This is a genomic window from Enterobacter sp. 5-4, assembly GCF_000612205.1.
GTDB classification, from domain to species: domain Bacteria; phylum Pseudomonadota; class Gammaproteobacteria; order Enterobacterales; family Enterobacteriaceae; genus Enterobacter; species Enterobacter roggenkampii.
Window position 1 is genome coordinate 180,922 of sequence record NZ_JFHW01000022.1, and the last position, 21,967, is coordinate 202,888.

The window sequence follows — 21,967 nt, forward strand, 5'->3', positions numbered from 1 at the left end:
CTCCTGTTAACGGGTCAAACGTTCTATGACGCGTTCAATGTCATCCAGCGCCTGACGGCAGCGGACGATGCGTCCTTCCAGCGCGCTAATCTCGCGCATCAATAGCTGCTGCTCTTCCAGCGTTTCGCTGTTGTTCAGACGCACCTCGCGTTCACGCTTCATCTCAAACAGCCGGCGCTCAAACTCCTGGTTCTCGAGCCGCTTGCGCTGCCATTTGCCGAGCCCCGGCGAGGCGCTGTCCCAGGCGCGCAGCGGCCAGGCGGCGATTTCGCGATGCAGTGCGGTGATCTGCTCGGTGAGATGCTCTGCAAGCCACGCCACCTGTTCCTGTTGTTCATTCTCAACCGCATGGCGAAGCTCGTCGAGGTTCGTCTGCGCTTCAGCCAGGTAATCCTGAATGACGGTGCTGCGGGTACGAAAAAGCTGCCGGTCAAAGCGCGGCTTCAGCGTGGCGTGCCCCATCAGCGGCGTGGCCTGCGCCCGCAGAGCGATCAGCTGATTTTGCAGCCTCTCAAGAAGCAGTGCTGTTTTCAAGGCGCTCTCCAGTGGTAAAGTAGCCGTTCAGTTTGATAACGATTCGCATTATGCAGCGTACTATTTTAATCATCATTGGCTGGCTTGCGGTAGTGCTGGGCACGCTGGGTGTAGTATTACCCCTGCTGCCGACCACGCCGTTTATCCTGCTGGCGGCCTGGTGTTTCGCCCGCTCGTCGCCGCGTTTTCACCACTGGCTGCTCTACCGCTCATGGTTTGGCGGGTACTTACGCCACTGGCAAAAACACCGTGCCATGCCGCCAGGCGCCAAGCCGCGCGCGATCGCGGTGATCCTCATCACCTTCGCCATTTCATTATGGCTGGTGAAAATGATGTGGGTGCGGATCCTGCTGCTGATCATTCTCTCCTGCCTGCTTATCTTTATGTGGCGGATCCCCGTGGTTGATGAAAAGCAACAAAAGCACTGAAGCCTCATCATGGCTGTTGCAATTATCACGCGCAGCCAGTAAATTCGACCGTTTTCGAGCACAGGTGCGCCTGGTCAAAGGTTAAACAATTGTTGCCTTGGCCGACTCGTTGCGCGCTGTGAGTAACACTGTTTCATTTAGGCACAAACCGATGACCGCAACTGCACAGCAGCTTGAATATCTGAAAAACAGCATCAAAAGCATCCAGGACTACCCAAAGCCTGGCATTCTTTTCCGTGATGTCACCAGCTTGCTGGAAGACCCGAAAGCGTACGCACTCAGCATTGAACTGCTGGTCGAGCGTTACAAAAACGCCGGGATCACCAAAGTAGTAGGTACCGAAGCCCGTGGCTTCCTGTTTGGCGCACCGGTTGCGCTGGCAATGGGCGTGGGTTTTGTGCCGGTGCGTAAGCCGCGCAAACTGCCGCGTGAAACCATCGCAGAAAGCTACGAGCTGGAGTACGGCACCGATCAGCTGGAGATCCACGTTGACGCGATCAAGCCTGGCGACAAAGTGCTGGTGGTTGACGATTTGCTGGCGACCGGCGGAACCATTGAAGCGACCGTGAAGCTGATCCGCCGTCTGGGTGGGGAAGTGACCGACGCGGCCTTCATCATCAACCTGTTCGATCTCGGCGGTGAACAGCGCCTGGAAAAACAGGGCATTACCAGCTACAGCCTGGTGCCTTTCCCGGGTCACTAATCCCGGTTTTCACAACCTCGCTCAATGGGTGAGGTTGTGATAGCATTCCCCTCCATAAATTCACCTTCCAGCGTTGCAGAGCCTGCCCATGAGTTATCAGGTGTTAGCCCGTAAATGGCGACCACAAACCTTTGCTGACGTTGTCGGTCAGGAACATGTGCTGACGGCCCTGGCGAACGGCTTGTCGCTAGGTCGTATCCATCACGCCTATCTTTTTTCCGGCACCCGCGGCGTCGGTAAGACCTCTATTGCCCGTTTGCTGGCAAAAGGTCTCAACTGCGAAACCGGGATCACCGCCACGCCGTGCGGCGTGTGTGATAACTGCCGGGAGATCGAGCAGGGGCGTTTTGTCGATCTGATCGAGATCGACGCCGCCTCGCGCACCAAAGTTGAAGATACCCGCGACCTGCTGGACAACGTCCAGTACGCCCCGGCGCGCGGCCGCTTCAAGGTCTACCTGATCGATGAAGTGCACATGCTCTCGCGCCACAGCTTCAACGCCCTGCTGAAGACGCTGGAAGAGCCGCCCGCGCACGTGAAGTTCCTGCTGGCGACCACCGATCCGCAAAAGCTGCCGGTCACGATTTTATCGCGCTGCCTGCAGTTCCACCTGAAGGCGCTGGACGTCGAGCAGATCCGCGCGCAGCTCGAGCACATTCTCGATGAAGAGAACATTCTCCACGAATCGCGCGCCCTGCAGCTGCTGGCCCGCGCGGCGGACGGCAGCCTGCGCGATGCGCTCAGTCTGACCGATCAGGCGATTGCCAGCGGTGACGGCAAACTCTCCACCGAGGCGGTCAGCACCATGCTCGGCACGCTGGATGACGATCAGGCGCTGTCGCTTATCGAAGCGATGATTGCCGCTAACGGCGAACGCGTGATGTCGCTGGTGAACGCGGCCGCTGCCCGCGGTATTGAGTGGGAAGGGCTGCTGGTTGAGATGCTTAGCCTGCTGCACCGCGTGGCAATGCTGCAGCTTTCTCCGTCGGCCATTGGCGCGGATATGGCCGCCATTGAACAGCGGATGCGTGAGCTTGCCCGCACCGTGCCGCCTGCCGACGTGCAGCTTTATTACCAGACGCTGTTGATTGGTCGCAAAGAGCTACCGTTTGCGCCGGATCCGCGGATGGGCGTTGAAATGACGCTGCTGCGCGCGCTGGCGTTCCACCCGCGCATGCCGCTGCCGGAGCCGGACGTGCCCCGACAGTCTTTCGCCCCGGTTGCGCCGACGGCGGTGATGTCACCGCAGCAGGTGCCACCGCAGCCGACGCCGCCACCGCAGCAGAACGTACCGCTGTCGGATGCCACCAGTTCGGTGCTTGCCGCGCGCAGCCAGCTGCAGCGTGCTCAGGGAGTAACCAAACCAAAAAAGAGTGAACCGGCAGCGCCAGGAAGAGCGCGGCCGGTGAACAACGCCGCGCTTGAACGACTGGCCTCGGTAACGGAGCGCGTACAGTCGCGTCCGGCACCGTCCGCGCTCGAGCAGAAAGCCCCGGTGAAAGAAGAGGCTTACCGCTGGAAGGCAACCACTATCACCGAAACGGTGAAGGAAGAGGTTGCCACGCCGAAAGCGCTGAAAAAGGCGCTGGAGCATGAAAAAACGCCGGAGCTGGCCGCGAAGCTTGCCGAAGAGTCCATTGCGCGCGACGCCTGGGCCGCCGAGGTCAGCAAACTCCAGCTGCCGAAGCTGGTCGAGCAGGTCGCGCTGAATGCCTGGAAAGAGCAGGACGGCAATCAGGTGCGTCTGCACCTGCGTCCGGGCCAGCGGCACCTGAATTCCCCTGGCGCGCAAAAGGCGCTGGCCGAGGCGCTCGCCACATTACAGGGGGCGCCGGTTGAATTGACTATCATTGAAGATGATAATCCGGCAGTGAAAACGCCGTTGGAGTGGCGCCAGGCCATTTATGAAGAGAAGCTCGCGCAGGCGCGCGAGGCGATTATTGCGGATAACAACATTCAGACCCTGCGCCGGTTCTTCGACGCCGATCTGGATGAAGAGAGTATTCGCCCCATTTGATCGTGAGTCTGACTTACGGTTGTAATCCTTAAACGTGAAAGAAGAGAGAAGCCTATGTTTGGTGGAAAAGGCGGTCTGGGTGGCCTGATGAAGCAGGCTCAGCAGATGCAGGAAAAAATGCAGAAGATGCAGGAAGAGATCGCTCAGCTGGAAGTCACGGGTGAGTCCGGTGCCGGTCTGGTCAAGGTGACCATCAACGGTGCGCACAACTGCCGTCGCGTGGAAATCGACCCGAGCCTGCTCGAAGACGACAAAGAGATGCTGGAAGATCTGGTTGCAGCCGCGTTTAACGATGCCGCTCGCCGTATCGACGAAACCCAGAAAGAGAAAATGGCCTCCGTTTCCAGCGGCATGCAGCTGCCGCCTGGCTTCAAGATGCCGTTCTGATGCAAACCAGTCCGCTGCTCACGCAGTTAATGGAAGCGCTGCGCTGTCTGCCGGGCGTTGGCCCGAAGTCGGCGCAGCGCATGGCGTTTACGCTATTGCAGCGCGACCGCAGCGGCGGGATGCGCCTGGCGCAGGCTCTGACCCGCGCCATGTCAGAAATTGGTCACTGTGCGGATTGCCGCACCTTTACCGAGCAGGACGTGTGTAACATCTGTACGAACCCGCGTCGTCAGGAAAACGGTCAGATTTGCGTGGTGGAGAGTCCGGCGGACATCTACGCCATCGAACAAACCGGGCAGTTTTCCGGGCGCTACTTCGTGCTGATGGGGCATCTCTCCCCGCTGGACGGCATCGGCCCGGACGATATCGGTCTTGACCGCCTTGAACAGCGTCTCGAGTCCGAAACCATCAAAGAGGTGATCCTCGCCACCAACCCCACGGTGGAAGGGGAGGCAACCGCCAACTACATCGCCGAACTGTGCTCGCAGTATGGCGTTGACGCCAGCCGCATCGCCCACGGCGTGCCGGTCGGCGGCGAGCTGGAGATGGTCGACGGCACCACGCTGTCGCACTCTCTGGCCGGACGTCACAAGATTATTTTCTGACCAAACGGAGGCTGCGCGAGCCGCCTCCGCTTGAAAATTTCCCCCCGTATCCCCATCTCTCCCTCAACGTTTTACAACCCCATTAAATGGCATTGTTGAGGTCGACATAGATGAAAGGACAAGAAACCCGTGGTTTCCAGTCAGAAGTAAAACAGCTTCTGCACCTGATGATCCATTCCCTGTATTCCAACAAAGAAATTTTCCTGCGTGAGCTGATTTCCAACGCCTCGGATGCGGCGGACAAGCTGCGCTTCCGCGCGCTGTCCAACCCGGATCTGTACGAAGGCGACGGCGAGCTGCGCGTGCGCGTCTCTTTCAATAAAGAGAACCGCACCCTGACGATTGCCGATAATGGCATCGGGATGAACCGCGACGAGGTGATCGACCACCTCGGGACCATCGCGAAATCAGGCACCAAAGCGTTCCTGGAGTCCATGGGCTCTGACCAGGCGAAAGACAGCCAGCTGATCGGCCAGTTCGGCGTCGGTTTCTACTCGGCGTTCATCGTGGCGGACAAAGTCACCGTGCGCACCCGCGCGGCGGGCGACAGCGCCGAGAACGGCGTGCTGTGGGAATCCAAAGGGGAAGGCGAATACACCGTTGATGACATCACCAAAGCGGATCGCGGCACCGAAATCACCCTGCACCTGCGTGAAGGGGAAGATGATTTCCTGAACGACTGGCGCGTACGCTCCATCATCAGCAAATATTCCGACCACATCGCCCTGCCGGTCGAGATTGAAAAACAGGAAGAGAAAGACGGTGAAACCGTGGTTTCCTGGGAGAAAATCAACAAGGCGCAGGCGCTGTGGACGCGTAACAAGGCTGAAATCAAAGACGACGAGTACAACGAGTTTTATAAGCACATCGCCCACGACTTTACCGACCCGCTGACCTGGAGCCACAACCGTGTGGAAGGTAAGCAGGAGTACACCAGCCTGCTGTACATCCCGGCACAGGCGCCGTGGGACATGTGGAACCGCGATCACAAGCATGGCCTGAAGCTGTACGTGCAGCGCGTATTCATCATGGACGACGCCGAGCAGTTCATGCCGAACTATCTGCGCTTTGTGCGCGGCCTGATCGATTCCAACGATCTGCCGCTGAACGTCTCCCGCGAAATTCTGCAGGACAGCACCGTCACCCGTAACCTGCGCAACGCCCTGACCAAACGTGCGCTGCAGATGCTGGAAAAACTGGCGAAAGACGATGCGGAAAAATACCAGACCTTCTGGAAACAGTTCGGTCTGGTGCTGAAAGAAGGCCCGGCTGAAGACATGGCGAACGTTGAAACCATCGCCAAACTGCTGCGCTTTGCTTCTACGCACACCGACTCCTCCGCGCAGACCGTGTCGCTGGAAGAGTACATCTCCCGCATGAAAGAAGGGCAGGAGAAGATCTACTACATCACCGCCGACAGCTACGCCGCGGCGAAGAGCAGCCCGCACCTGGAGCTGCTGCGTAAGAAAGGCATCGAAGTGCTGCTGCTTTCCGACCGCATCGACGAGTGGATGATGAACTACCTGACCGAGTTCGACGGGAAAGCGTTCCAGTCCGTTGCTAAAGCGGACGAATCCATCGACAAGCTGGCGGATGAAGTGGACGAAAGCGCGAAAGAAGCCGAGAAGGCGCTGGAGCCGTTCATTGAGCGCGTGAAAACCCTGCTGGGCGACCGCGTGAAAGAGGTGCGTTTCACTCACCGTCTGACCGACACTCCGGCCATTGTCACCACCGATGCCGACGAAATGAGCACCCAGATGGCGAAGCTGTTCGCCGCGGCGGGCCAGGCGGTACCGGAAGTGAAATATATCTTTGAGCTTAATCCGGATCATCCGCTGGTGAAACGCGCGGCGGATACCCAGGACGACGCCCGCTTTGCCGAGTGGGTTGAACTCCTGCTGGATCAGTCCCTGCTGGCCGAGCGAGGCACGCTGGAAGATCCTAACCTCTTCATTAAACGTGTGAATGCGCTGCTGCTGGCGTAACTGACCACGCCTCTCCTGGTCTTCTCCCTCTCCCCGAGGGAGAGGGCCAGGGTGAGGGCACCAGACCGCACTATCCCAAATTATCTCCCCCCATTAACCGTTTCAGCCTTCCTGCCTTCCTTGAGCGATGCCCGTTCTGGTGGTATTGTTTAGCGCTTTTGAAAAATTGAAACGACTTTTGAGGGGATTTTCGCAATGCGTATTATTCTGCTTGGCGCTCCGGGCGCGGGTAAAGGAACTCAGGCTCAGTTCATCATGGAGAAATACGGTATTCCGCAAATCTCCACCGGTGATATGCTGCGCGCCGCTGTTAAATCTGGCTCCGAGCTGGGTAAACAGGCGAAAGACATCATGGACGCAGGCAAGCTGGTGACCGACGAGCTGGTAATTGCTCTGGTCAAAGAGCGCATTGCTCAGGAAGACTGCCGTAACGGTTTCCTGCTGGACGGCTTCCCACGTACCATTCCTCAGGCTGACGCCATGAAGGAAGCGGGCATCAACGTGGACTACGTTCTGGAGTTCGACGTACCGGACGAGCTGATCGTTGACCGCATCGTTGGCCGTCGCGTACACGCTGCCTCTGGCCGCGTTTACCACATCAAATTCAACCCACCTAAGGTTGAAGGCAAAGACGACGTGACCGGCGAAGAGCTGACCACCCGTAAAGACGATCAGGAAGAGACCGTGCGCAAGCGCCTGGTGGAATACCATCAGATGACTGCGCCGCTGATCGGCTACTACACCAAAGAAGCGCAGGCGGGTAACACCAAATACGCCAAAGTTGACGGCACCAAAGCCGTGGCTGACGTGCGTGCTGAGCTGGAAAAAATCCTCGGCTAATTGCATCTCTCTCACCCGGGCCACCGGGTGAGAAAAATTCTCATCTTACCTATTACAGCAATGGGTTTCGTTTAAACGCATTTCCGCTACAATTGACAACCATTCAAATGGTTAAGAGGCGTGAATGAGTCAGGCGAAAACCGGCATCCTGCTTGCCAATCTGGGCACTCCAGAAGCACCTACATCAGACGCGGTAAAACGCTACCTGCGACAATTTTTAAGCGACACGCGCGTCGTGGATTTTCCGCGACTGCTGTGGTGGCCGCTGCTGCGTGGCGTCATTCTGCCGATCCGTTCTCCGCGCGTCGCCAAACTCTATCAGTCCGTCTGGATGGAAGAGGGCTCGCCGCTGATGGTCTACAGTCGTCGTCAGGAGAAGGCGCTGGCCGCCCGCCTGCCGGAGATGCCCGTCGCGCTCGGCATGAGCTACGGCAAACCGTCTCTGGAAAGCGCGGTGGACTCGCTGCTGGCGCAGGGCGTGGACCATATCGTGGTGCTGGCGCTCTACCCGCAGTACTCCTGCTCGACGGTGGCCGCCGTCTGGGACGAGCTGGCGCGCATTCTGGCGACCCGCCGCCGCATTCCGGGCGTGACCTTTATTCGCGACTACGCGGATAACGAGCTGTACATCAAGGCGCTCGCCAACAGCGCGCGCGCGTCGTTTGAAAAACACGGCGAGCCGGATCTGCTGCTGCTCTCCTATCACGGCATCCCGCAGCGTTTCGCCAATGAAGGGGATGATTACCCGCAGCGCTGCCGCGATACCACCCGCGAGCTGGTTTCCGCCCTCGGCCTGCCGCCGGAGAAGGTGATGATGACCTTCCAGTCGCGCTTCGGCCGCGAGCCGTGGCTGACGCCGTACACCGATGAAACCCTCAAAATGCTCGGCGAGAAGGGCGTGAAGCATATTCAGGTGATGTCGCCGGGCTTCTCGGCAGACTGTCTGGAGACGCTGGAGGAGATCGCGGTGCAAAACCGGGAATTTTTCCTGGAGGCTGGCGGCGAAAAGTACGAGTACATTCCGGCGCTTAACGACTCCCCTGAGCATATCGACATGATGGTCTCGCTGGTAACGAACGGTCGCTGATCGCACTCCGGGCCGGGTTTGTGCTACCATTCCCGGCCCATATTCTTCGTACAGTTCAGACCATGAAATTTCCCGGTAAACGCAAATCCAAACACTACTTCCCCGTGGATGCCCGCGATCCGCTCCTGCAGCAAATCCAGCCAGAAAATGAAACCAGCGCGGCGTGGGTCGTCGGTATCGACCAGACGCTGGTGGACATTGAAGCGAAAGTGGATGATGCGTTTGTCGCCCGTTACGGTCTGAGCGCCGGTCACTCGCTGGTGATTGAAGATGACGTTGCCGAAGCGCTGTACCAGGAGCTGGTGCGCGAAAACCTGATTACCCATCAGTTCGCCGGTGGCACCATCGGCAACACCATGCACAACTACTCCGTGCTGGCGGACGACCGCTCTGTCCTGCTCGGCGTAATGTGCAGCAATATCGAAATCGGTGGCTACGCCTACCGTTACCTGTGCAACACCTCCAGCCGTACCGATCTGAACTATCTCCAGGGCGTCGACGGGCCGATTGGCCGCTGCTTTACGCTGATCGGCGAATCCGGCGAGCGTACCTTTGCCATCAGCCCGGGTCATATGAACAAGCTGCGCGCGGACAGCATTCCCGAAGAGGTGATCGCGGGCGCCTCGGCGCTGGTGCTGACCTCCTACCTGGTGCGCTGCAAGCCGGGCGAGCCGATGCCGGAAGCGACCATGAAGGCGATTGAGTACGCGAAGAAGTACGACGTGCCCGTCGTTCTGACGCTGGGCACCAAATTCGTGATTGCCGATAATCCTGAATGGTGGCAGGCGTTCCTGAAAGAGCACGTCTCGATTCTGGCGATGAACGAAGAGGAGGCCGAAGCGCTGACCGGTGAAAGCGATCCGCTGCTGGCGTCTGACAAAGCGCTGGACTGGGTGGATCTGGTGCTCTGCACCGCGGGTCCGGTTGGGCTGTATATGGCTGGCTTCACCGAAGAAGAGAGCAAACGCAAAACCCAGCACCCGCTGCTGCCCGGCGCGATTGCCGAGTTCAACCAGTACGAGTTCAGCCGCGGCATGCGTTTTAAAGACTGTGTTAATCCGCTGCGTATCTACTCGCACATCGCCCCTTACATGGGCGGGCCGGAGAAGATCATGAACACCAACGGCGCGGGCGACGGCGCGCTGGCCGCGCTGCTGCACGACATCACCGCTAACGCCTACCACAAAACCAACGTGCCAAATTCCAGCAAGCACAAGTTCAGCTGGCTGACCTATTCGTCGCTGGCGCAGGTATGCAAGTACGCCAACCGCGTAAGCTATCAGGTGCTGAACCAGCACTCCCCGCGCTTAACGCGTGGCCTGCCGGAACGTGAAGACAGCCTCGAAGAGGCGTACTGGGACAGGTAAAAGCAAAACGGCAACCTGTGGCTGCCGTTTTTAGTGTTTGTTCCCTCTCCCTGTGGGAGAGGGCCAGGGTGAGGGCATCAGGCCGCACAAAACTTAACCCGTCACCGCCTCTTCAACCGGCGGTTTTTCCAGCAGCGTCAGCATCGTATTCGCAATCTCGCGCTCGCCCATCACCACCTTATCCGCACCGCGCTCGGTAATGTAATCCACCTCGTCGTCGTAGTGAGCCCGGGCGATAATCTCGATGTTTGGACACTTCGCGCGCGCGGAGGCGACAATCTCACCCGCCTCATAGCCGTTGGGAATGGTCAGCAGCAGCCAGCGGGCGCAGTCCAGATGCGCCAGCTCCATGATCTCTTCGTTCGCCGCATTGCCCAGCACCGCACGAATACCGCGCTCGCGCAGCTCGTCAACGCGGGTGCGTGACGTTTCAATTACCACCAGCGGAATGCCCTGCGCCATCAGCTTCTCGCCAAGCAGGCTGCCGACGCGGCCAAAGCCGACCAGCAGGGCGTGATTGCAAATATCGACCGGGATCTGCTTCTCTTCTTCGATGGCCTCTTCCAGCGTCTGCTCTTCCAGCGTTTCGGTTTTATCGAGGTATTTTTCCAGCAGGGCAAACAGCACCGGGTTCAGCATAATTGACAGGATCGCCCCCGCCAGCACCAGGTTTTGTCCGGCCTGCGGCAGCAGATTCAGGGCCATGCCCAGACCGGCCAGAATAAAGGCGAACTCGCCAATCTGCGCCAGGCTGGCGGCAATGGTCAGCGCCGTCCGCGGAGAGTGGCCGAACATTCGCACCAGGAAGAAGGCGGCGAGCGACTTACCAAAGATAATGATCGCCAGCGTGCCCAGCACGGCCAGCGGCTGCTGAATCAGAATAAGCGGGTCAAACAGCATCCCGACGGAGACGAAGAACAGCACGGCAAAGGCGTCGCGCAGCGGCAGGGTGTCGTGTGCAGCGCGGTGGCTCAGCTCGGATTCGTTCAGCACCATCCCGGCGAAGAACGCGCCCAGCGCGAAGGAGACATCAAACAGCTCAACGGCACCAAACGCGATACCCAGCGCCAGCGCCAGCACGGAGAGGGTAAACAGCTCGCGGGATCCGGTCGCCGCACTGCGGGACATGATCCACGGCACCAGACGGCGACCCACCAGCATCATGATGGCGATAAACGCCACCACCTTCCCGATGGTGATGCTCATATCCAGCGCCAGCGAGGCGAAGCCGATATTGTCTTTTTCCATCATGCCGGCGACGGCGGGCAGCAGCACCAGCGTCAGGACCATCACCAGATCTTCCACAATCAGCCAGCCTATCGCGATCTGCCCGCGCTGGCTGTCTATCAGCTGTCTCTCCTCAAGCGCGCGCAGCAGCACCACGGTACTGGCGGTTGAGAGACACAGCCCAAATACGATACCGGTCATCAGCGACCAGCCCAGCACGGCCGAAAGCGCCATCCCAAGCAGCGTCGCCACCCCTATCTGGGCGATCGCTCCCGGTATGGCAATCGACTTTACCGCCATCAAATCCTTCAGGGAGAAGTGCAGGCCGACGCCGAACATCAGCAGAATCACGCCCAATTCCGCCAGCTCAGGGGCCAGTTTGGTATCCGCAACAAAACCTGGCGTAAACGGTCCCGCCAGCACACCTGCCAGCAGATAGCCGACAAGAGGAGAAATACGCAGCTTATTGGCAATCATGCCGAGAATAAAAGCGAGCACAAGTCCACCAACAATGGTGGTGATAAGCGGTGTGGCGTGGTGCATTCCGTCTCCTTTCGTGGTGAGTGTTCCATTTTTGGCGTGAATACCAAAAAACCAGGTAATAGTTTATGACAATTTTTACCCTTATGTTTATGAATAATTGTTGAAGTTTGAATAAAACAGCAATATGCACGTAAAAAAGCGCATTTTGATAAATTCAGCGCGGGGATGAAGAGGAAACCCTTATGGTATAAGGGTATCAGGTAGCTAAAGCATAAGTTTAGCTACCCGTAATTCACGCTTTATGGCGGTTATCAGGCAGGAATATGGTTAACATGCCAAGAAGTGGCAGGAAAGCGCAGATTTTATAAACCAGGAAGATGCTGGTGTGATCCGCAACCATCCCTAACACCGCTGCACCCAGCCCGCCCATGCCGAAGGCGAAACCGAAAAACAGTCCGGAAACCATACCGATACGTCCGGGCAGCAGCTCCTGGGCATAGACCAGAATGGCGGAAAACGCGGAGGCGAGAATAAAACCAATAATCACGGTCAAAATCCCCGTCCATTCAAGGCTGGCGTACGGCAAAATGAGGGTAAAAGGCGCTACGCCGAGGATAGAGCCCCAAATGACATATTTACGGCCAATCTTATCGCCCACCGGCCCGCCAATTACCGTCCCTGCGGCCACCGCGAACAGGAAGGCAAACAGGTGGATCTGCGCGTTTTGTACCGATAATCCGAATTTTTGCATCAGATAAAAGGTGTAATAGCTGCTGATGCTCGCCATATAGAAGTATTTCGAGAAAATCAGCACCAGCAGGACGGCAACCGCCAGGATAACCTTATTGCGCGGCAGGGGATTGATAACCTTCGCTTTAGGTTTTCCTTTATTCACCCGATGCTGTGCGGCGTACCAGCGGCTAATCTGCGCCAGCACGATAATCGCCAGCAGCGCGGCCAGCACAAACCACGCCACGTTGCCTTTGCCGTAAGGGGCAATAATAACCGCGGCCAGCAGCGGGCCGAGAGAGCTACCAAAATTACCGCCCACCTGGAAAAGTGACTGCGCCAGGCCATGACGACCGCCGGACGCCATACGCGCCACGCGGGAAGACTCCGGATGGAAAACGGACGAGCCGGTGCCTACCAGCGCGGCGGCAATCAGCACGGCTTCAAAACTCCCCGCCATGGCCAGCAGCACCAGCCCGCTTAGGGTGAAGCACATGCCTATGGGCAGCGACCACGGCATAGGATATTTGTCCGTCCAGTAGCCCACCACCGGCTGCAGCAGCGAGGAAGCCAGCTGGAAGGTCAGGGTGATCATCCCAATCTGCACGAAGGTGAGTGAAAACTCGGACTGCAGCAGCGGATAAATAGCCAGAATCAACGACTGGATCATGTCGTTGAGCAGGTGCGAGAGACTGATTGCGCCTAAGACTTTAAAGGAGGTGCGCGACGTCGGCGCACCCGGAACGGGCTGGGTTGAGTCACTGATTGCCATAGAGAGAATTACCACGTCTTGAGTTATTAGCGATGCAGGGTGTAATTATTATCCGACTAACATACCCGCCCGGGACATTTGAAGAAAGTCGCAATTCTGAAAACTTATTTGTCTATTCTTATTAGTCACTGTAATTTCTGCCTTTGTCTATTGGTCAGGGAGAGAGAAGATGAAGTTAATGAAGCGGGGCGTCGCGCTGGCGCTCATCGCGGCGTGGGGGCTGGTAAGCCTGCCCGTGCAGGCGTATGAAAAAGACAAAACCTATAAAATCACCATTCTGCATACCAACGATCACCACGGTCATTTCTGGCGCAGTGAATACGGCGAATATGGCCTGTCGGCGCAAAAAACGCTGGTGGACGGCATTCGTAAAGAGGTGGCAGCCCAGGGCGGCAGCGTGCTGCTGCTGTCGGGAGGCGATATCAATACCGGCGTGCCGGAATCCGATTTACAGGACGCCGAGCCCGACTTTCGCGGCATGAACCTGATTGGCTACGACGCGATGGCCGTCGGTAACCATGAGTTTGATAATCCGCTGAGCGTCCTGCGTCAGCAGGAGAAGTGGGCCAAATTCCCGTTCCTCTCCGCCAACATTTACCAGAAAAGCACCGGCGAACGCCTGTTTAAGCCGTGGGCGCTGTTTAAGCGTCAGGATCTGAAGATCGCGGTCATCGGCTTAACCACCGACGATACGGCGAAAATTGGCAACCCTGAGTTCTTCACCGATATCGAATTCCGCAAACCGGCAGACGAAGCGAAGCTGGTGATTCAGGAGCTGCAGCAAAACGAAAAGCCGGACGTGATTATCGCCACCACGCACATGGGGCACTACGACAACGGTGAGCACGGCTCTAACGCGCCCGGTGACGTGGAAATGGCGCGCAGCCTGCCGGCGGGCTCGCTGGCGATGATTGTGGGTGGTCACTCACAGGATCCGGTGTGCATGGCGTCGGAGAATAAAAAGCAGGTGGACTACGTGCCGGGCACGCCGTGTGCGCCAGACCGTCAGAACGGTATCTGGATTGTGCAGGCGCACGAGTGGGGCAAATACGTAGGCCGGGCGGACTTCGAGTTCCGTAACGGCGAGATGAAGCTGGTGCACTATCAGCTCATTCCGGTCAACCTGAAGAAGAAGGTCACCTACCCGGACGGGAAAAGCGAGCGCGTACTTTACACCCCAGAGATTCCAGAAAACCAGCAGATGCTCTCCCTGCTGACGCCGTTCCAGAACAAAGGCAAGGCGCAGCTGGACGTGAAAATCGGTACGCTGAACGGTCGTCTGGAGGGGGACCGCAGCAAAGTTCGCTTCGTGCAGACCAACATGGGCCACCTGGTGCTGGCGGCGCAAATGGCGCGCACCGGGGCTGATTTTGGCGTGATGAGCGGCGGCGGCATTCGTGATTCCATCGAAGGTGGAAACATCACCTATAAAGACGTTCTGAAGGTGCAGCCGTTCGGTAACGTGGTGGTTTATGCCGACATGAGCGGGAAAGAGGTCATTGACTACCTGACCGCCGTGGCGCAGATGAAGCCGGATTCCGGGGCCTATCCGCAGTTTGCCAACGTGAGCTTCGTAGCGAAAGACGGCAAGCTTAACGACCTGAAGATCAAAGGCGAACCGGTTGACCCGGCGAAAACCTACCGTCTGGCGACGTTAAGCTTTAACGCCACCGGCGGCGACGGCTATCCGCATATTGATAATAAACCGGGCTACGTGAACACCGGCTTTATCGATGCAGAAGTGCTGAAGCAGTATATCGAGCAGAATTCGCCGATTGACGTGAATGCGTATGAGCCGAAAGGCGAGGTGAGCTGGCAGTAGTGCAGCTGTGTTGCCCGGTGGCGCTGCGCTTACCGGGCCTACGGGTGCAAAATGTAGGCCGGGTAAGGCGTAGCCGCCACCCGGCTTTTTTTACTCCCTGCGCGCAATATCCGCAAACTTCGCGTCCAGCATTTTCGCCAGGTCGCCCGCGGCCAGCTCAATATCCAGCCCGCGCTTGCCGCCGGAAATATAGATGGTCTCAAATTCCTGTGAAGGGGCATCGATCAGCGTCGGCAGGCGTTTTTTCTGCCCGAGCGGGCTGATGCCGCCCACCAGGTAGCCCGTGGTGCGCTGCGCCACCATCGGATCCGCCATATCCACCTTCTTCGCCCCCAGCGCTTTAGCGACCTTTTTCAGATCCAGCTGTCCCGCCACGGGAGTCACCGCCACGGCGAGATGCTTCATATCGCCATTCACCGCCACCAGCAGCGTTTTATAGACCTGGTCCGCGTTCAGCCCCAGCTTACGCACCACTTCATCACCAAAGTTGGTTTCATTCGGATCGTGATCGTAGGTGTGGATCCGGAAAGAAATGTTGTTTTTTTCAAGTAATTTAACGGCGGGAGTCATAGCTATCCTTCTTACGACAGACAATTCATGCAGCCAGCATACGCCTGACGTTTGTCTAAAAAATAGCACCATCTTGCGCAATAGTGTTGGCAGTGATGGTCACTTTGAGCGACAATCGGCTCAGCCGAAGGTCACTTCGGTATAATAAAAACGATGAAATTCCTCTTTGACGGGCCAATAGAGATATTGGCCATTTTTTTATTTCAGCAACGACGGCAAATTCCCTTCGCCGTATAAATGTAACGCCCCAACCGCCACCACGTATTCCCCCGCTGGCAGAGCATGCAGCGTCTCTCGCCAGGCTTTGTTACGCGCATTCATCAGCACATCATACAGCGATTCACTGAACGTCGACGGTAACGCCAGCCTGCCGTCCGCGGGCGGCGCATCCAGCCACCAGCCAACCATGGTCTGCAGCAGGCGTGCGTTGGTGTGCCAGTGGGTGAGGGTATCATCCAGCAGCATCAGACCGTCGTCGGGAAGCTCTCGCAGGAGCGCAATCTGGCTGTCCGTACCTTCCAGTTCGATGATCGGCATACGGCGCGCCCGCGCCACGTTCAGCAGCTGGTAATCAATGCCGTAATCCCCCCGCAGCCCCAGACGCTGGGCCTGCGTGGCCTGTAATACCATTGCGATTTGCCACAGCGGCAGGGTGTCAATCATGGAGAGCGATACGCCGGTTTCCTCGGCGACGCGCGTCAGTTCCGCGAGCTGGGCCTCATTCAGACGTTCCGCCAGCGGGAGATCGCTTTCAAGCCCGGCAAACGGTGACTCATGGCCCGAGATGTCCGCCTCGACGACCAGCGCGTCGGCGCGCTTCAGGCGCTTTATCAGACCGGGCGGCAGAGGTGACATACCCTGCGTGCCCATATGGATACTGCCGACCAGGTGCAGGTGTTGCCCGCCGGGAAGCGAGATATCCAGACCGGGCCAGGCGTAACGGCGAGGGAAAAGGGCGCGAAACGATGTTTTTATACGATGAAACAGACCCATACGCGCTCCATAAACGGAAAGGTTCATGCTAGCGCGTACGGGTACAAGGTTCAATCCTTCGGTTTAAAGCGCAACAGCCGGTTGGCGTTGCTGACCACGGTGATGGAGGAGAGCGCCATCGCCGCACCCGCGACCACCGGATTAAGCAGCGTGCCGGTCAGCGGCCACAAAATACCGGCCGCGATTGGGATCCCGAGGGTGTTATAGACGAACGCCCCCAGCAGGTTCTGCTTCATGTTGCGCAGCGTGGCTTTCGAAATGGCCAGCGCATCGGCCACGCCCATCAGGCTGTGGCGCATCAGCGTGATGGCCGCGGTTTCGATGGCCACGTCGCTGCCGCCGCCCATCGCGATCCCCACATCCGCCTGGGCCAGCGCCGGGGCATCGTTGATGCCGTCGCCGACCATTGCCACCTGACGGCCCTGACGTTGCAGGTTTTTAATGGCGTCCGCTTTGCCGTCCGGCAGTACGCCCGCAATCACCTCATCAATACCGGCTTCTTTCGCGATGGCGTTGGCGGTGGTCGGGTTATCGCCGGTCAGCATCACCAGACGGTAGCCTGCACGGTGCAGGCGCTGTAAGGCGTCCACGCTGTCCTGGCGAAGCGGATCGCGCACGGCCAGCAGCGCGGCGGCTTTGCCGTCCACCGCCAGCAGAACCGGGGTAGCGCCCTGAGACGCCTGCGCCTTCAGCTCGTTTTCCAGCGTAGCGGTATCAATACCGTTTTCATTGAGCAGCGCCTGGTTGCCCAGCAGCAGCGCATGGCCTTCTGCCTCACCGCTCACGCCGAGCCCGCGCAGGGTGCGGAAGTTGCTCACCTGCGGCAGGGCAGACGCATTGGCTTTATCGAGAATAGCGCGCGCCAGCGGATGGCTTGAGCCTTGCTCCAGCGCGGCGGCGAGACGCAGCGCGTCCGCTTCGGCAATGCCTGCGGTCGTGACGGCGACCACCTGCGGTTTACCTTCCGTCAGCGTGCCGGTTTTATCAAACACCAGCGTGTCGAGGGTGCTGGCCCGCTGCAGCGCGTCCGCGTCCCGCACCAGTACGCCAAATTCGGCCGCGCGCCCTACGCCGGAGATAATCGACATCGGCGTCGCCAGGCCAAGGGCGCAAGGACAGGCGATGATCAGCACCGTGGTAGCGATCACAAGGGTGTAAACAATCTGCGGCGCGGGGCCGAAGAAGTACCAGATCGCCGCGCTCAGCAGGGCAATGCCGACCACCACCGGTACAAAAATGGCCGAGATTTTGTCAGCAAGCTGGCCAATCTCCGGCTTGCTGCTCTGCGCCTGGCGCACCATGCGGATAATACGCGACAGCGTGGTGTGGCTGCCGACGGCGCTGGCGGTGAACAGCACGCTGCCGTCCTGCACGACCGTACCGGCATGCACGGCGTCGCCATCGGATTTCTGCTGGGGAATAGGCTCCCCGGTCAGCATCGCTTCATCCAGCCAGGCTTCGCCCTGGGTTATCTTACCGTCAACGGGAACGCGGTCTCCGGTGGTCAGACGGAGCGTCATGCCGGGCTGAACCTCGGCCAATGGAACGCTCTTTTCCCCCTCGTCCGTGACCACGCGGGCCGTCGGCGGGGTTAAATCAAGCAATCTTTCCAGCGCTTTCGAGGAACGCTGACGGGCGCGGGCTTCCAGCATATGGCCTAAGTTGATCAGGCCGATAATCATTGCGCTCGCTTCATAATAGAGATGCCGCGCTTCCATCGGGAACCACTGGGGCCAGACGTTCACGCTCATGGAATAGAGCCACGCCGCGCCGGTCCCGAGGGCGACCAGGGTATCCATCGTCGCGGTGCGGTTTTTCAGGCTCTTCCAGGCGCTGGTATAGAAATGCCCGCCTGCAAACACCATCACCGCAAGGGTAATCAGACCAATCAGCAGCCACAGCGTGCGGTTGTCGTCGGTGACCATCATGTTGTCACCCATCATGCCCCACACCATCACCGGAATACCCACCAGCAGGGCAACGATGGCCTGCCAGCGGAAGCGCTTCATGGTGGCGATAGCCGTTTCCTGCTGGCGCTCGCGGCGTTCGGCATCATCTTCGATGGCCTCCGCGCCGTAGCCCGCTTTTTCAACGGCCTGCACTAACTCTGCGGCGGAGGCGCTGCCCATCACCAGCGCAGTACGCTCCGCAAGATTCACCCGTGCCTGCGCGACGCCCGGTACCGCCTGCAGGGCGTTTTGTACCCGGGAGACGCAGCTGGCGCAGCTCATGCCGTTGATCAGCAGCTGTTGGCTGTCATCAATATCATCCGCTGCCGGAAGCTCAGGAGTGGCCGCTGTCAGTGCTTCCGACGGGGATGATGACTCTGCCAGCGGTTTAGCCTTTGGGTGGCTTAACTCCGCCCCGTAACCGGCCTGTTTAATGGTATCAATCAGCGCGTCCGCACTGGCGCTGCCGGTCACGGCGGCATGGTCGATAGTCACTTCAGCGCTTTCAACGTCAGGACGCTGTTCCAGGCTTTCTTTAACGCGTTTGACGCAGTGGCCGCAGGAGAGGCCGTCCAGCGTCAGGTCGATAGTGTGAGACATAACAAAACTCCCGTATAATATATTGGTCAGTTGTTGACCGGAGTAACGCTTTTCGCTAACTGTTATGAAGGTTAAACCTTCCATCAAGGGGAAGGTCAAGGGGGAAATGTGAATATCAGTGACGTGGCAAAAAAAACCGGCTTAACCAGCAAAGCGATCCGCTTTTATGAAGAGAAGGGGCTGGTAACGCCGCCGCTGCGCAGTGAAAATGGCTACCGCAGCTACACGCAGCTGCATCTCGATGAGCTGACGCTGCTGCGCCAGGCAAGACAGGTCGGGTTTAATCTGGAAGAGTGCGGCGAGCTGGTTAACCTGTTCAACGATCCGAAGCGTCACAGCGCGGATGTGAAAAAACGCACCCTGGAAAAGGTGGCCGAAATTGAACGCCACATCGTCGAGCTACAGTCGATGCGCGAACAGCTGCTGCAGCTCGCGGACTCCTGTCCGGGGGATGACAGCGCCGACTGCCCGATTATTGATAATCTTGCCGGCTGCTGCCACCGCAAAACCCACGCTTAACAGGCCTTTACCCGCAGGGTAATGCCTTCCACCGCAATGACTTCAACCCGCGTGCCGGCGCTGAGGTCATCGTCGGCCACCACCGGCCACGAGCTGTCGCCTACGCGCATGTGCCCGCGTCCGTTCACCAGCGCGGTGTCGAGGGTAAAACGCTTGCCGACAATCTGCTGTCCGCGCTGGTTAAGGTGGGCGTCCACCGGTTTCTGCTCGTTAACCCGCCGGTTAAGCCAGCGCCACCACAGCCAGGCGGCCACCAGCGTCAGCGCGGCAAACAGCGCCCCCTGCCACGCCCAGTCCAGGGGAAGGATCCAGACCAGAAGACCGGTAATGACGGCGGCCACACCGCTCCAGAGCAGGTAGCCGTTGCCGCCCAGCATCTCCGCTGCCAGCAATAAGCCACCGAGACTTAGCCAGAAGGCATGAGGATGTGCAACGATGAGCTCAATCATTTTTTACGCTCGTTTCCGCTGTCCTTAATCAGTTCGGCGATCCCCGCGATAGAGCCCATCAGGCTGCTGGCATCCAGCGGCATCATCACCACTTTGCTGTTGTTCGCCGAGCCGATCTCTTTCAGCGCGTCGGTATATTTTTGCGCAACGAAGTAGTTCACGGCCTGAATATCACCGGCGGCAATTGCCTCGGACACCATCTGGGTCGCGCGGGCTTCCGCTTCGGCGGAACGTTCACGCGCTTCCGCCTGTAAGAACGCGGACTGACGGTCGCCTTCCGCTTTCAGGATCTGCGACTGTTTTTCCCCTTCCGCTTTGAGGATCTCCGCCTGGCGTACCCCTTCGGCTTCCAGAATGTAGGCGCGCTTGGTTCGCTCGGCTTTCATCTGGGCGTTCATCGAGGCAATCAGCTCCGCCGGCGGGCGCACGTCGCGGATCTCGATGCGGGTAACTTTGATCCCCCACGGGTTGGTGGCCTCATCGACAATGTGCAGCAGGCGGGTGTTGATGCTGTCGCGCTGGGAAAGCATCTCGTCCAGCTCCATCGAGCCGAGTACGGTACGGATGTTGGTCATTGTCAGGTTGACGATCGCCAGCTCCAGGTTGCTGACCTCATAGGCCGCTTTCGGCGCATCAATCACCTGAATAAAACAGACGGCGTCGATGGTGACGTTGGCGTTATCCTTGGAGATCACTTCCTGGGACGGAATGTCCAGAACCTGCTCCATCATGTTGATCTTGCGGCCGATTCTGTCCATGAACGGGACAATCAGGCTTAAGCCGGGCTGGAGCGTGTTGGTGTAACGGCCGAAACGCTCGACGGTCCACTGATAACCCTGAGGGACAATTTTGACGCCAGCGCCCACGATAACCAGCGCAACGAAAATAAGGACGGGAACAACGATAAGCATAAAAACCTCCTGTTTTGCATGCCGTGATGAGTGAAAGTGTGTATTTATTGCTCGTAAGTATAGGTAAAGTCAGAGATGAAGCCATCACCCGCTTCGGCAATGGCTTTGGATAATCCCTGGTAGTAATGCTCCAGCCCCCGCGCTTCGATACGCTGGATCTGTTCGCGAAGGGGGGCGCAGAACAGAACGGCATTCCCCGCTTCAACGCGTTTGTTATTCGGTGGAAGGTCGCCCGCGATGGCTTTAAACCAGGTTCTGATGCCCTGCTTTAAATTATGCGGCGCTTTTGCCAGGTTATCCATGCCCGTCAGGATCTGCAGAGTAGGGAACTCATCGGCCTGCACGGCGGTTTTCATGCGCGCAAAGAACTGGCTGAACAGCTCGAACGATCCCAGATCGGTGACGCGGGGCTTGGTGGTTTTACCGTTTTTATTGCCGATTTTACCTGCCGCTGACGCCGTGGCCGGAACCGCGTTGACTTTTTCCAGCTCCAGCCCGAATAACAAATTGCAGTGCGCGCGGCGCGCTTTCAGCGGGTAGGACATCAGGACGTCAATGAACTGTGTGGCTTTCACATCCGCAAGATTGTGGTTGATAAGCCACTGGGTGCGCGAAAATTCCGCCGGAGAGACGAACCAGTCCGGCACCTCATTGAAGCGTTTTGATTTGCCTTTACCGTCAAATTCAAGGAAGTGTGTCCCGTTGTCGAAGGCAAAATAGCAATTTTTGAAGCTGCCGATCGTGGTGTTCACGATGAGCGCCTTCTTAACAAAGTCCACCACCTCTTCACCCATCACAAAACGCGTGCGTTCCGACGATTTGATGACGTCCATTAATGTTTCGACATCAGGAACACCAGGCTTCAGGGAGGGAAACTCATAAAAAATATGTGCCATGCTGCATACTTCCTGTAGTGATGGTGATGACAATTTACAAACAAAAAGCTTAACACTTGCTTCAGCGTGAGGCTATTCGCGCTGCGCGGGCGAA

General features: G+C 58.2%; 20 protein-coding genes and 1 other annotated feature. Of the genes, 11 read left to right on the forward strand and 9 right to left on the reverse strand.

Annotated features, from left to right (window positions below; genetic code table 11):
• Nucleotides 1-6: 6 nt before the first annotated feature.
• Complete coding sequence (priC, locus tag AA74_RS0114370; protein WP_023293139.1) at nt 7-534, reverse strand: primosomal replication protein N''; 528 nt, start codon at nt 532-534, stop codon at nt 7-9.
• Between the two features lie 50 nt (nt 535-584).
• On the opposite strand from priC, the gene AA74_RS0114375 reads away from it, so the two are divergent.
• From AA74_RS0114375 to AA74_RS0114415, 9 genes are all read left to right on the forward strand, one after another.
• Nucleotides 585-962, forward strand: coding sequence for a DUF454 family protein (locus AA74_RS0114375; protein ID WP_008499296.1), 378 nt, complete (start codon nt 585-587; stop codon nt 960-962).
• Nucleotides 963-1,113: 151 nt separating this feature from the next.
• Complete coding sequence (gene apt / locus AA74_RS0114380) at nt 1,114-1,665, forward strand: adenine phosphoribosyltransferase (protein WP_000127359.1); 552 nt, start codon at nt 1,114-1,116, stop codon at nt 1,663-1,665.
• A gap of 88 nt (nt 1,666-1,753) precedes the next feature.
• Nucleotides 1,754-3,682, forward strand: a complete 1,929-nt coding sequence (gene dnaX / locus AA74_RS0114385) for a DNA polymerase III subunit gamma/tau (protein WP_025912640.1) — start codon at nt 1,754-1,756, stop codon at nt 3,680-3,682.
• Nucleotides 3,012-3,076 (forward strand) — a sequence feature (DnaX frameshifting element). (Overlaps the previous gene by 65 nt.)
• 54 nt (nt 3,683-3,736) lie before the next feature.
• On the forward strand, nt 3,737-4,069 hold the full coding sequence (locus tag AA74_RS0114390; RefSeq protein ID WP_003858972.1) for a YbaB/EbfC family nucleoid-associated protein: 333 nt from the start codon (nt 3,737-3,739) through the stop codon (nt 4,067-4,069).
• Nucleotides 4,069-4,674, forward strand: a complete 606-nt coding sequence (gene recR / locus AA74_RS0114395) for a recombination mediator RecR (RefSeq protein WP_008499298.1) — start codon at nt 4,069-4,071, stop codon at nt 4,672-4,674. The genes AA74_RS0114390 and recR overlap by 1 nt, the downstream gene beginning before the upstream one ends.
• Nucleotides 4,675-4,784: 110 nt before the next feature.
• Nucleotides 4,785-6,659, forward strand: a complete 1,875-nt coding sequence (gene htpG / locus AA74_RS0114400; protein ID WP_025912641.1) for a molecular chaperone HtpG — start codon at nt 4,785-4,787, stop codon at nt 6,657-6,659.
• Between the two features lie 195 nt (nt 6,660-6,854).
• Nucleotides 6,855-7,499: an adenylate kinase gene (gene adk, locus AA74_RS0114405; RefSeq protein ID WP_006809841.1), complete on the forward strand. Its 645-nt coding sequence runs from the start codon at nt 6,855-6,857 to the stop codon at nt 7,497-7,499.
• Nucleotides 7,500-7,623: 124 nt separating this feature from the next.
• Entirely contained in the window at nt 7,624-8,586 is a 963-nt protein-coding gene (gene hemH / locus AA74_RS0114410) for a ferrochelatase (protein ID WP_023343508.1), read from the forward strand.
• A gap of 62 nt (nt 8,587-8,648) precedes the next feature.
• Nucleotides 8,649-9,953 carry an inosine/guanosine kinase gene (locus AA74_RS0114415; protein ID WP_021241626.1) on the forward strand — a complete coding sequence of 435 codons (1,305 nt, stop codon included), beginning with the start codon at nt 8,649-8,651 and terminating at the stop codon, nt 9,951-9,953.
• Nucleotides 9,954-10,046: 93 nt separating this feature from the next.
• Here the strand turns inward: AA74_RS0114415 and ybaL are convergent, their stop codons facing one another.
• Together ybaL and AA74_RS0114425 are read right to left on the reverse strand one after the other, a co-directional pair.
• The gene (gene ybaL, locus AA74_RS0114420) at nt 10,047-11,723 is read right to left on the reverse strand and encodes a YbaL family putative K(+) efflux transporter (RefSeq protein WP_008499303.1); all 1,677 of its coding nucleotides are present in this window, start codon (nt 11,721-11,723) and stop codon (nt 10,047-10,049) included.
• A gap of 232 nt (nt 11,724-11,955) precedes the next feature.
• On the reverse strand, nt 11,956-13,164 hold the full coding sequence (locus tag AA74_RS0114425) for an MFS transporter (RefSeq protein ID WP_023326815.1): 1,209 nt from the start codon (nt 13,162-13,164) through the stop codon (nt 11,956-11,958).
• Between the two features lie 169 nt (nt 13,165-13,333).
• Here AA74_RS0114425 and ushA point away from each other — a divergent pair, with 169 nt between their 5' ends.
• Nucleotides 13,334-14,986 (forward strand): bifunctional UDP-sugar hydrolase/5'-nucleotidase UshA, encoded by a 1,653-nt coding sequence (ushA, locus tag AA74_RS0114430; protein ID WP_023326816.1) that lies wholly within the window; start codon nt 13,334-13,336, stop codon nt 14,984-14,986.
• A 90-nt stretch (nt 14,987-15,076) separates the two neighbouring features.
• On the opposite strand, the gene ybaK is transcribed toward ushA, so the two are convergent.
• The 3 genes from ybaK to copA all read right to left on the reverse strand — a co-directional run bounded on the left by ybaK (nt 15,077) and on the right by copA (nt 19,098).
• On the reverse strand, nt 15,077-15,556 hold the full coding sequence (ybaK, locus tag AA74_RS0114435; RefSeq protein WP_008499307.1) for a Cys-tRNA(Pro)/Cys-tRNA(Cys) deacylase YbaK: 480 nt from the start codon (nt 15,554-15,556) through the stop codon (nt 15,077-15,079).
• A 198-nt stretch (nt 15,557-15,754) separates the two neighbouring features.
• The gene (locus AA74_RS0114440; protein ID WP_025912642.1) at nt 15,755-16,549 is read right to left on the reverse strand and encodes a TraB/GumN family protein; all 795 of its coding nucleotides are present in this window, start codon (nt 16,547-16,549) and stop codon (nt 15,755-15,757) included.
• Between the two features lie 50 nt (nt 16,550-16,599).
• Nucleotides 16,600-19,098 carry a copper-exporting P-type ATPase CopA gene (gene copA, locus AA74_RS0114445; protein WP_025912643.1) on the reverse strand — a complete coding sequence of 833 codons (2,499 nt, stop codon included), beginning with the start codon at nt 19,096-19,098 and terminating at the stop codon, nt 16,600-16,602.
• Nucleotides 19,099-19,206: 108 nt separating this feature from the next.
• Between copA and cueR the strand changes: the two genes are divergently transcribed.
• Nucleotides 19,207-19,617 (forward strand): Cu(I)-responsive transcriptional regulator, encoded by a 411-nt coding sequence (gene cueR / locus AA74_RS0114450; RefSeq protein WP_008499310.1) that lies wholly within the window; start codon nt 19,207-19,209, stop codon nt 19,615-19,617.
• On the opposite strand, the gene AA74_RS0114455 is transcribed toward cueR, so the two are convergent.
• Genes AA74_RS0114455 through AA74_RS0114465 form a run of 3 tightly spaced genes read right to left on the reverse strand, consistent with a single transcriptional unit; the run spans nt 19,614 to nt 21,873 of the window.
• Complete coding sequence (locus AA74_RS0114455; protein WP_008499311.1) at nt 19,614-20,066, reverse strand: NfeD family protein; 453 nt, start codon at nt 20,064-20,066, stop codon at nt 19,614-19,616. The two genes, cueR and AA74_RS0114455, sit on opposite strands and share 4 nt — an antisense overlap.
• Nucleotides 20,063-20,977 (reverse strand): SPFH domain-containing protein, encoded by a 915-nt coding sequence (locus tag AA74_RS0114460; protein WP_008499312.1) that lies wholly within the window; start codon nt 20,975-20,977, stop codon nt 20,063-20,065. Before AA74_RS0114460 ends, AA74_RS0114455 begins: the two co-directional genes overlap by 4 nt.
• 44 nt (nt 20,978-21,021) lie before the next feature.
• Nucleotides 21,022-21,873, reverse strand: coding sequence for a hypothetical protein (locus AA74_RS0114465; protein ID WP_023326818.1), 852 nt, complete (start codon nt 21,871-21,873; stop codon nt 21,022-21,024).
• Between the last annotated feature and the right edge of the window lie 94 nt (nt 21,874-21,967).

What these genes read in the sequence shown, in the direction of transcription:
- AA74_RS0114375 (WP_008499296.1), top strand. Translation starts at nt 585, where the DNA reads ATGCAGCGTACTATTTTAATCATCATTGGCTGGCTTGCGGTAGTGCTG.
- apt (WP_000127359.1), top strand. Translation starts at nt 1,114, where the DNA reads ATGACCGCAACTGCACAGCAGCTTGAATATCTGAAAAACAGCATCAAA.
- dnaX (WP_025912640.1), top strand. Translation starts at nt 1,754, where the DNA reads ATGAGTTATCAGGTGTTAGCCCGTAAATGGCGACCACAAACCTTTGCT.
- AA74_RS0114390 (WP_003858972.1), top strand. Translation starts at nt 3,737, where the DNA reads ATGTTTGGTGGAAAAGGCGGTCTGGGTGGCCTGATGAAGCAGGCTCAG.
- recR (WP_008499298.1), top strand. Translation starts at nt 4,069, where the DNA reads ATGCAAACCAGTCCGCTGCTCACGCAGTTAATGGAAGCGCTGCGCTGT.
- htpG (WP_025912641.1), top strand. Translation starts at nt 4,785, where the DNA reads ATGAAAGGACAAGAAACCCGTGGTTTCCAGTCAGAAGTAAAACAGCTT.
- adk (WP_006809841.1), top strand. Translation starts at nt 6,855, where the DNA reads ATGCGTATTATTCTGCTTGGCGCTCCGGGCGCGGGTAAAGGAACTCAG.
- hemH (WP_023343508.1), top strand. Translation starts at nt 7,624, where the DNA reads ATGAGTCAGGCGAAAACCGGCATCCTGCTTGCCAATCTGGGCACTCCA.
- AA74_RS0114415 (WP_021241626.1), top strand. Translation starts at nt 8,649, where the DNA reads ATGAAATTTCCCGGTAAACGCAAATCCAAACACTACTTCCCCGTGGAT.
- ybaL (WP_008499303.1), bottom strand. Translation starts at nt 11,723, where the DNA reads ATGCACCACGCCACACCGCTTATCACCACCATTGTTGGTGGACTTGTG.
- AA74_RS0114425 (WP_023326815.1), bottom strand. Translation starts at nt 13,164, where the DNA reads ATGGCAATCAGTGACTCAACCCAGCCCGTTCCGGGTGCGCCGACGTCG.
- ushA (WP_023326816.1), top strand. Translation starts at nt 13,334, where the DNA reads ATGAAGTTAATGAAGCGGGGCGTCGCGCTGGCGCTCATCGCGGCGTGG.
- ybaK (WP_008499307.1), bottom strand. Translation starts at nt 15,556, where the DNA reads ATGACTCCCGCCGTTAAATTACTTGAAAAAAACAACATTTCTTTCCGG.
- AA74_RS0114440 (WP_025912642.1), bottom strand. Translation starts at nt 16,549, where the DNA reads ATGGGTCTGTTTCATCGTATAAAAACATCGTTTCGCGCCCTTTTCCCT.
- copA (WP_025912643.1), bottom strand. Translation starts at nt 19,098, where the DNA reads ATGTCTCACACTATCGACCTGACGCTGGACGGCCTCTCCTGCGGCCAC.
- AA74_RS0114455 (WP_008499311.1), bottom strand. Translation starts at nt 20,066, where the DNA reads ATGATTGAGCTCATCGTTGCACATCCTCATGCCTTCTGGCTAAGTCTC.
- AA74_RS0114460 (WP_008499312.1), bottom strand. Translation starts at nt 20,977, where the DNA reads ATGCTTATCGTTGTTCCCGTCCTTATTTTCGTTGCGCTGGTTATCGTG.
- AA74_RS0114465 (WP_023326818.1), bottom strand. Translation starts at nt 21,873, where the DNA reads ATGGCACATATTTTTTATGAGTTTCCCTCCCTGAAGCCTGGTGTTCCT.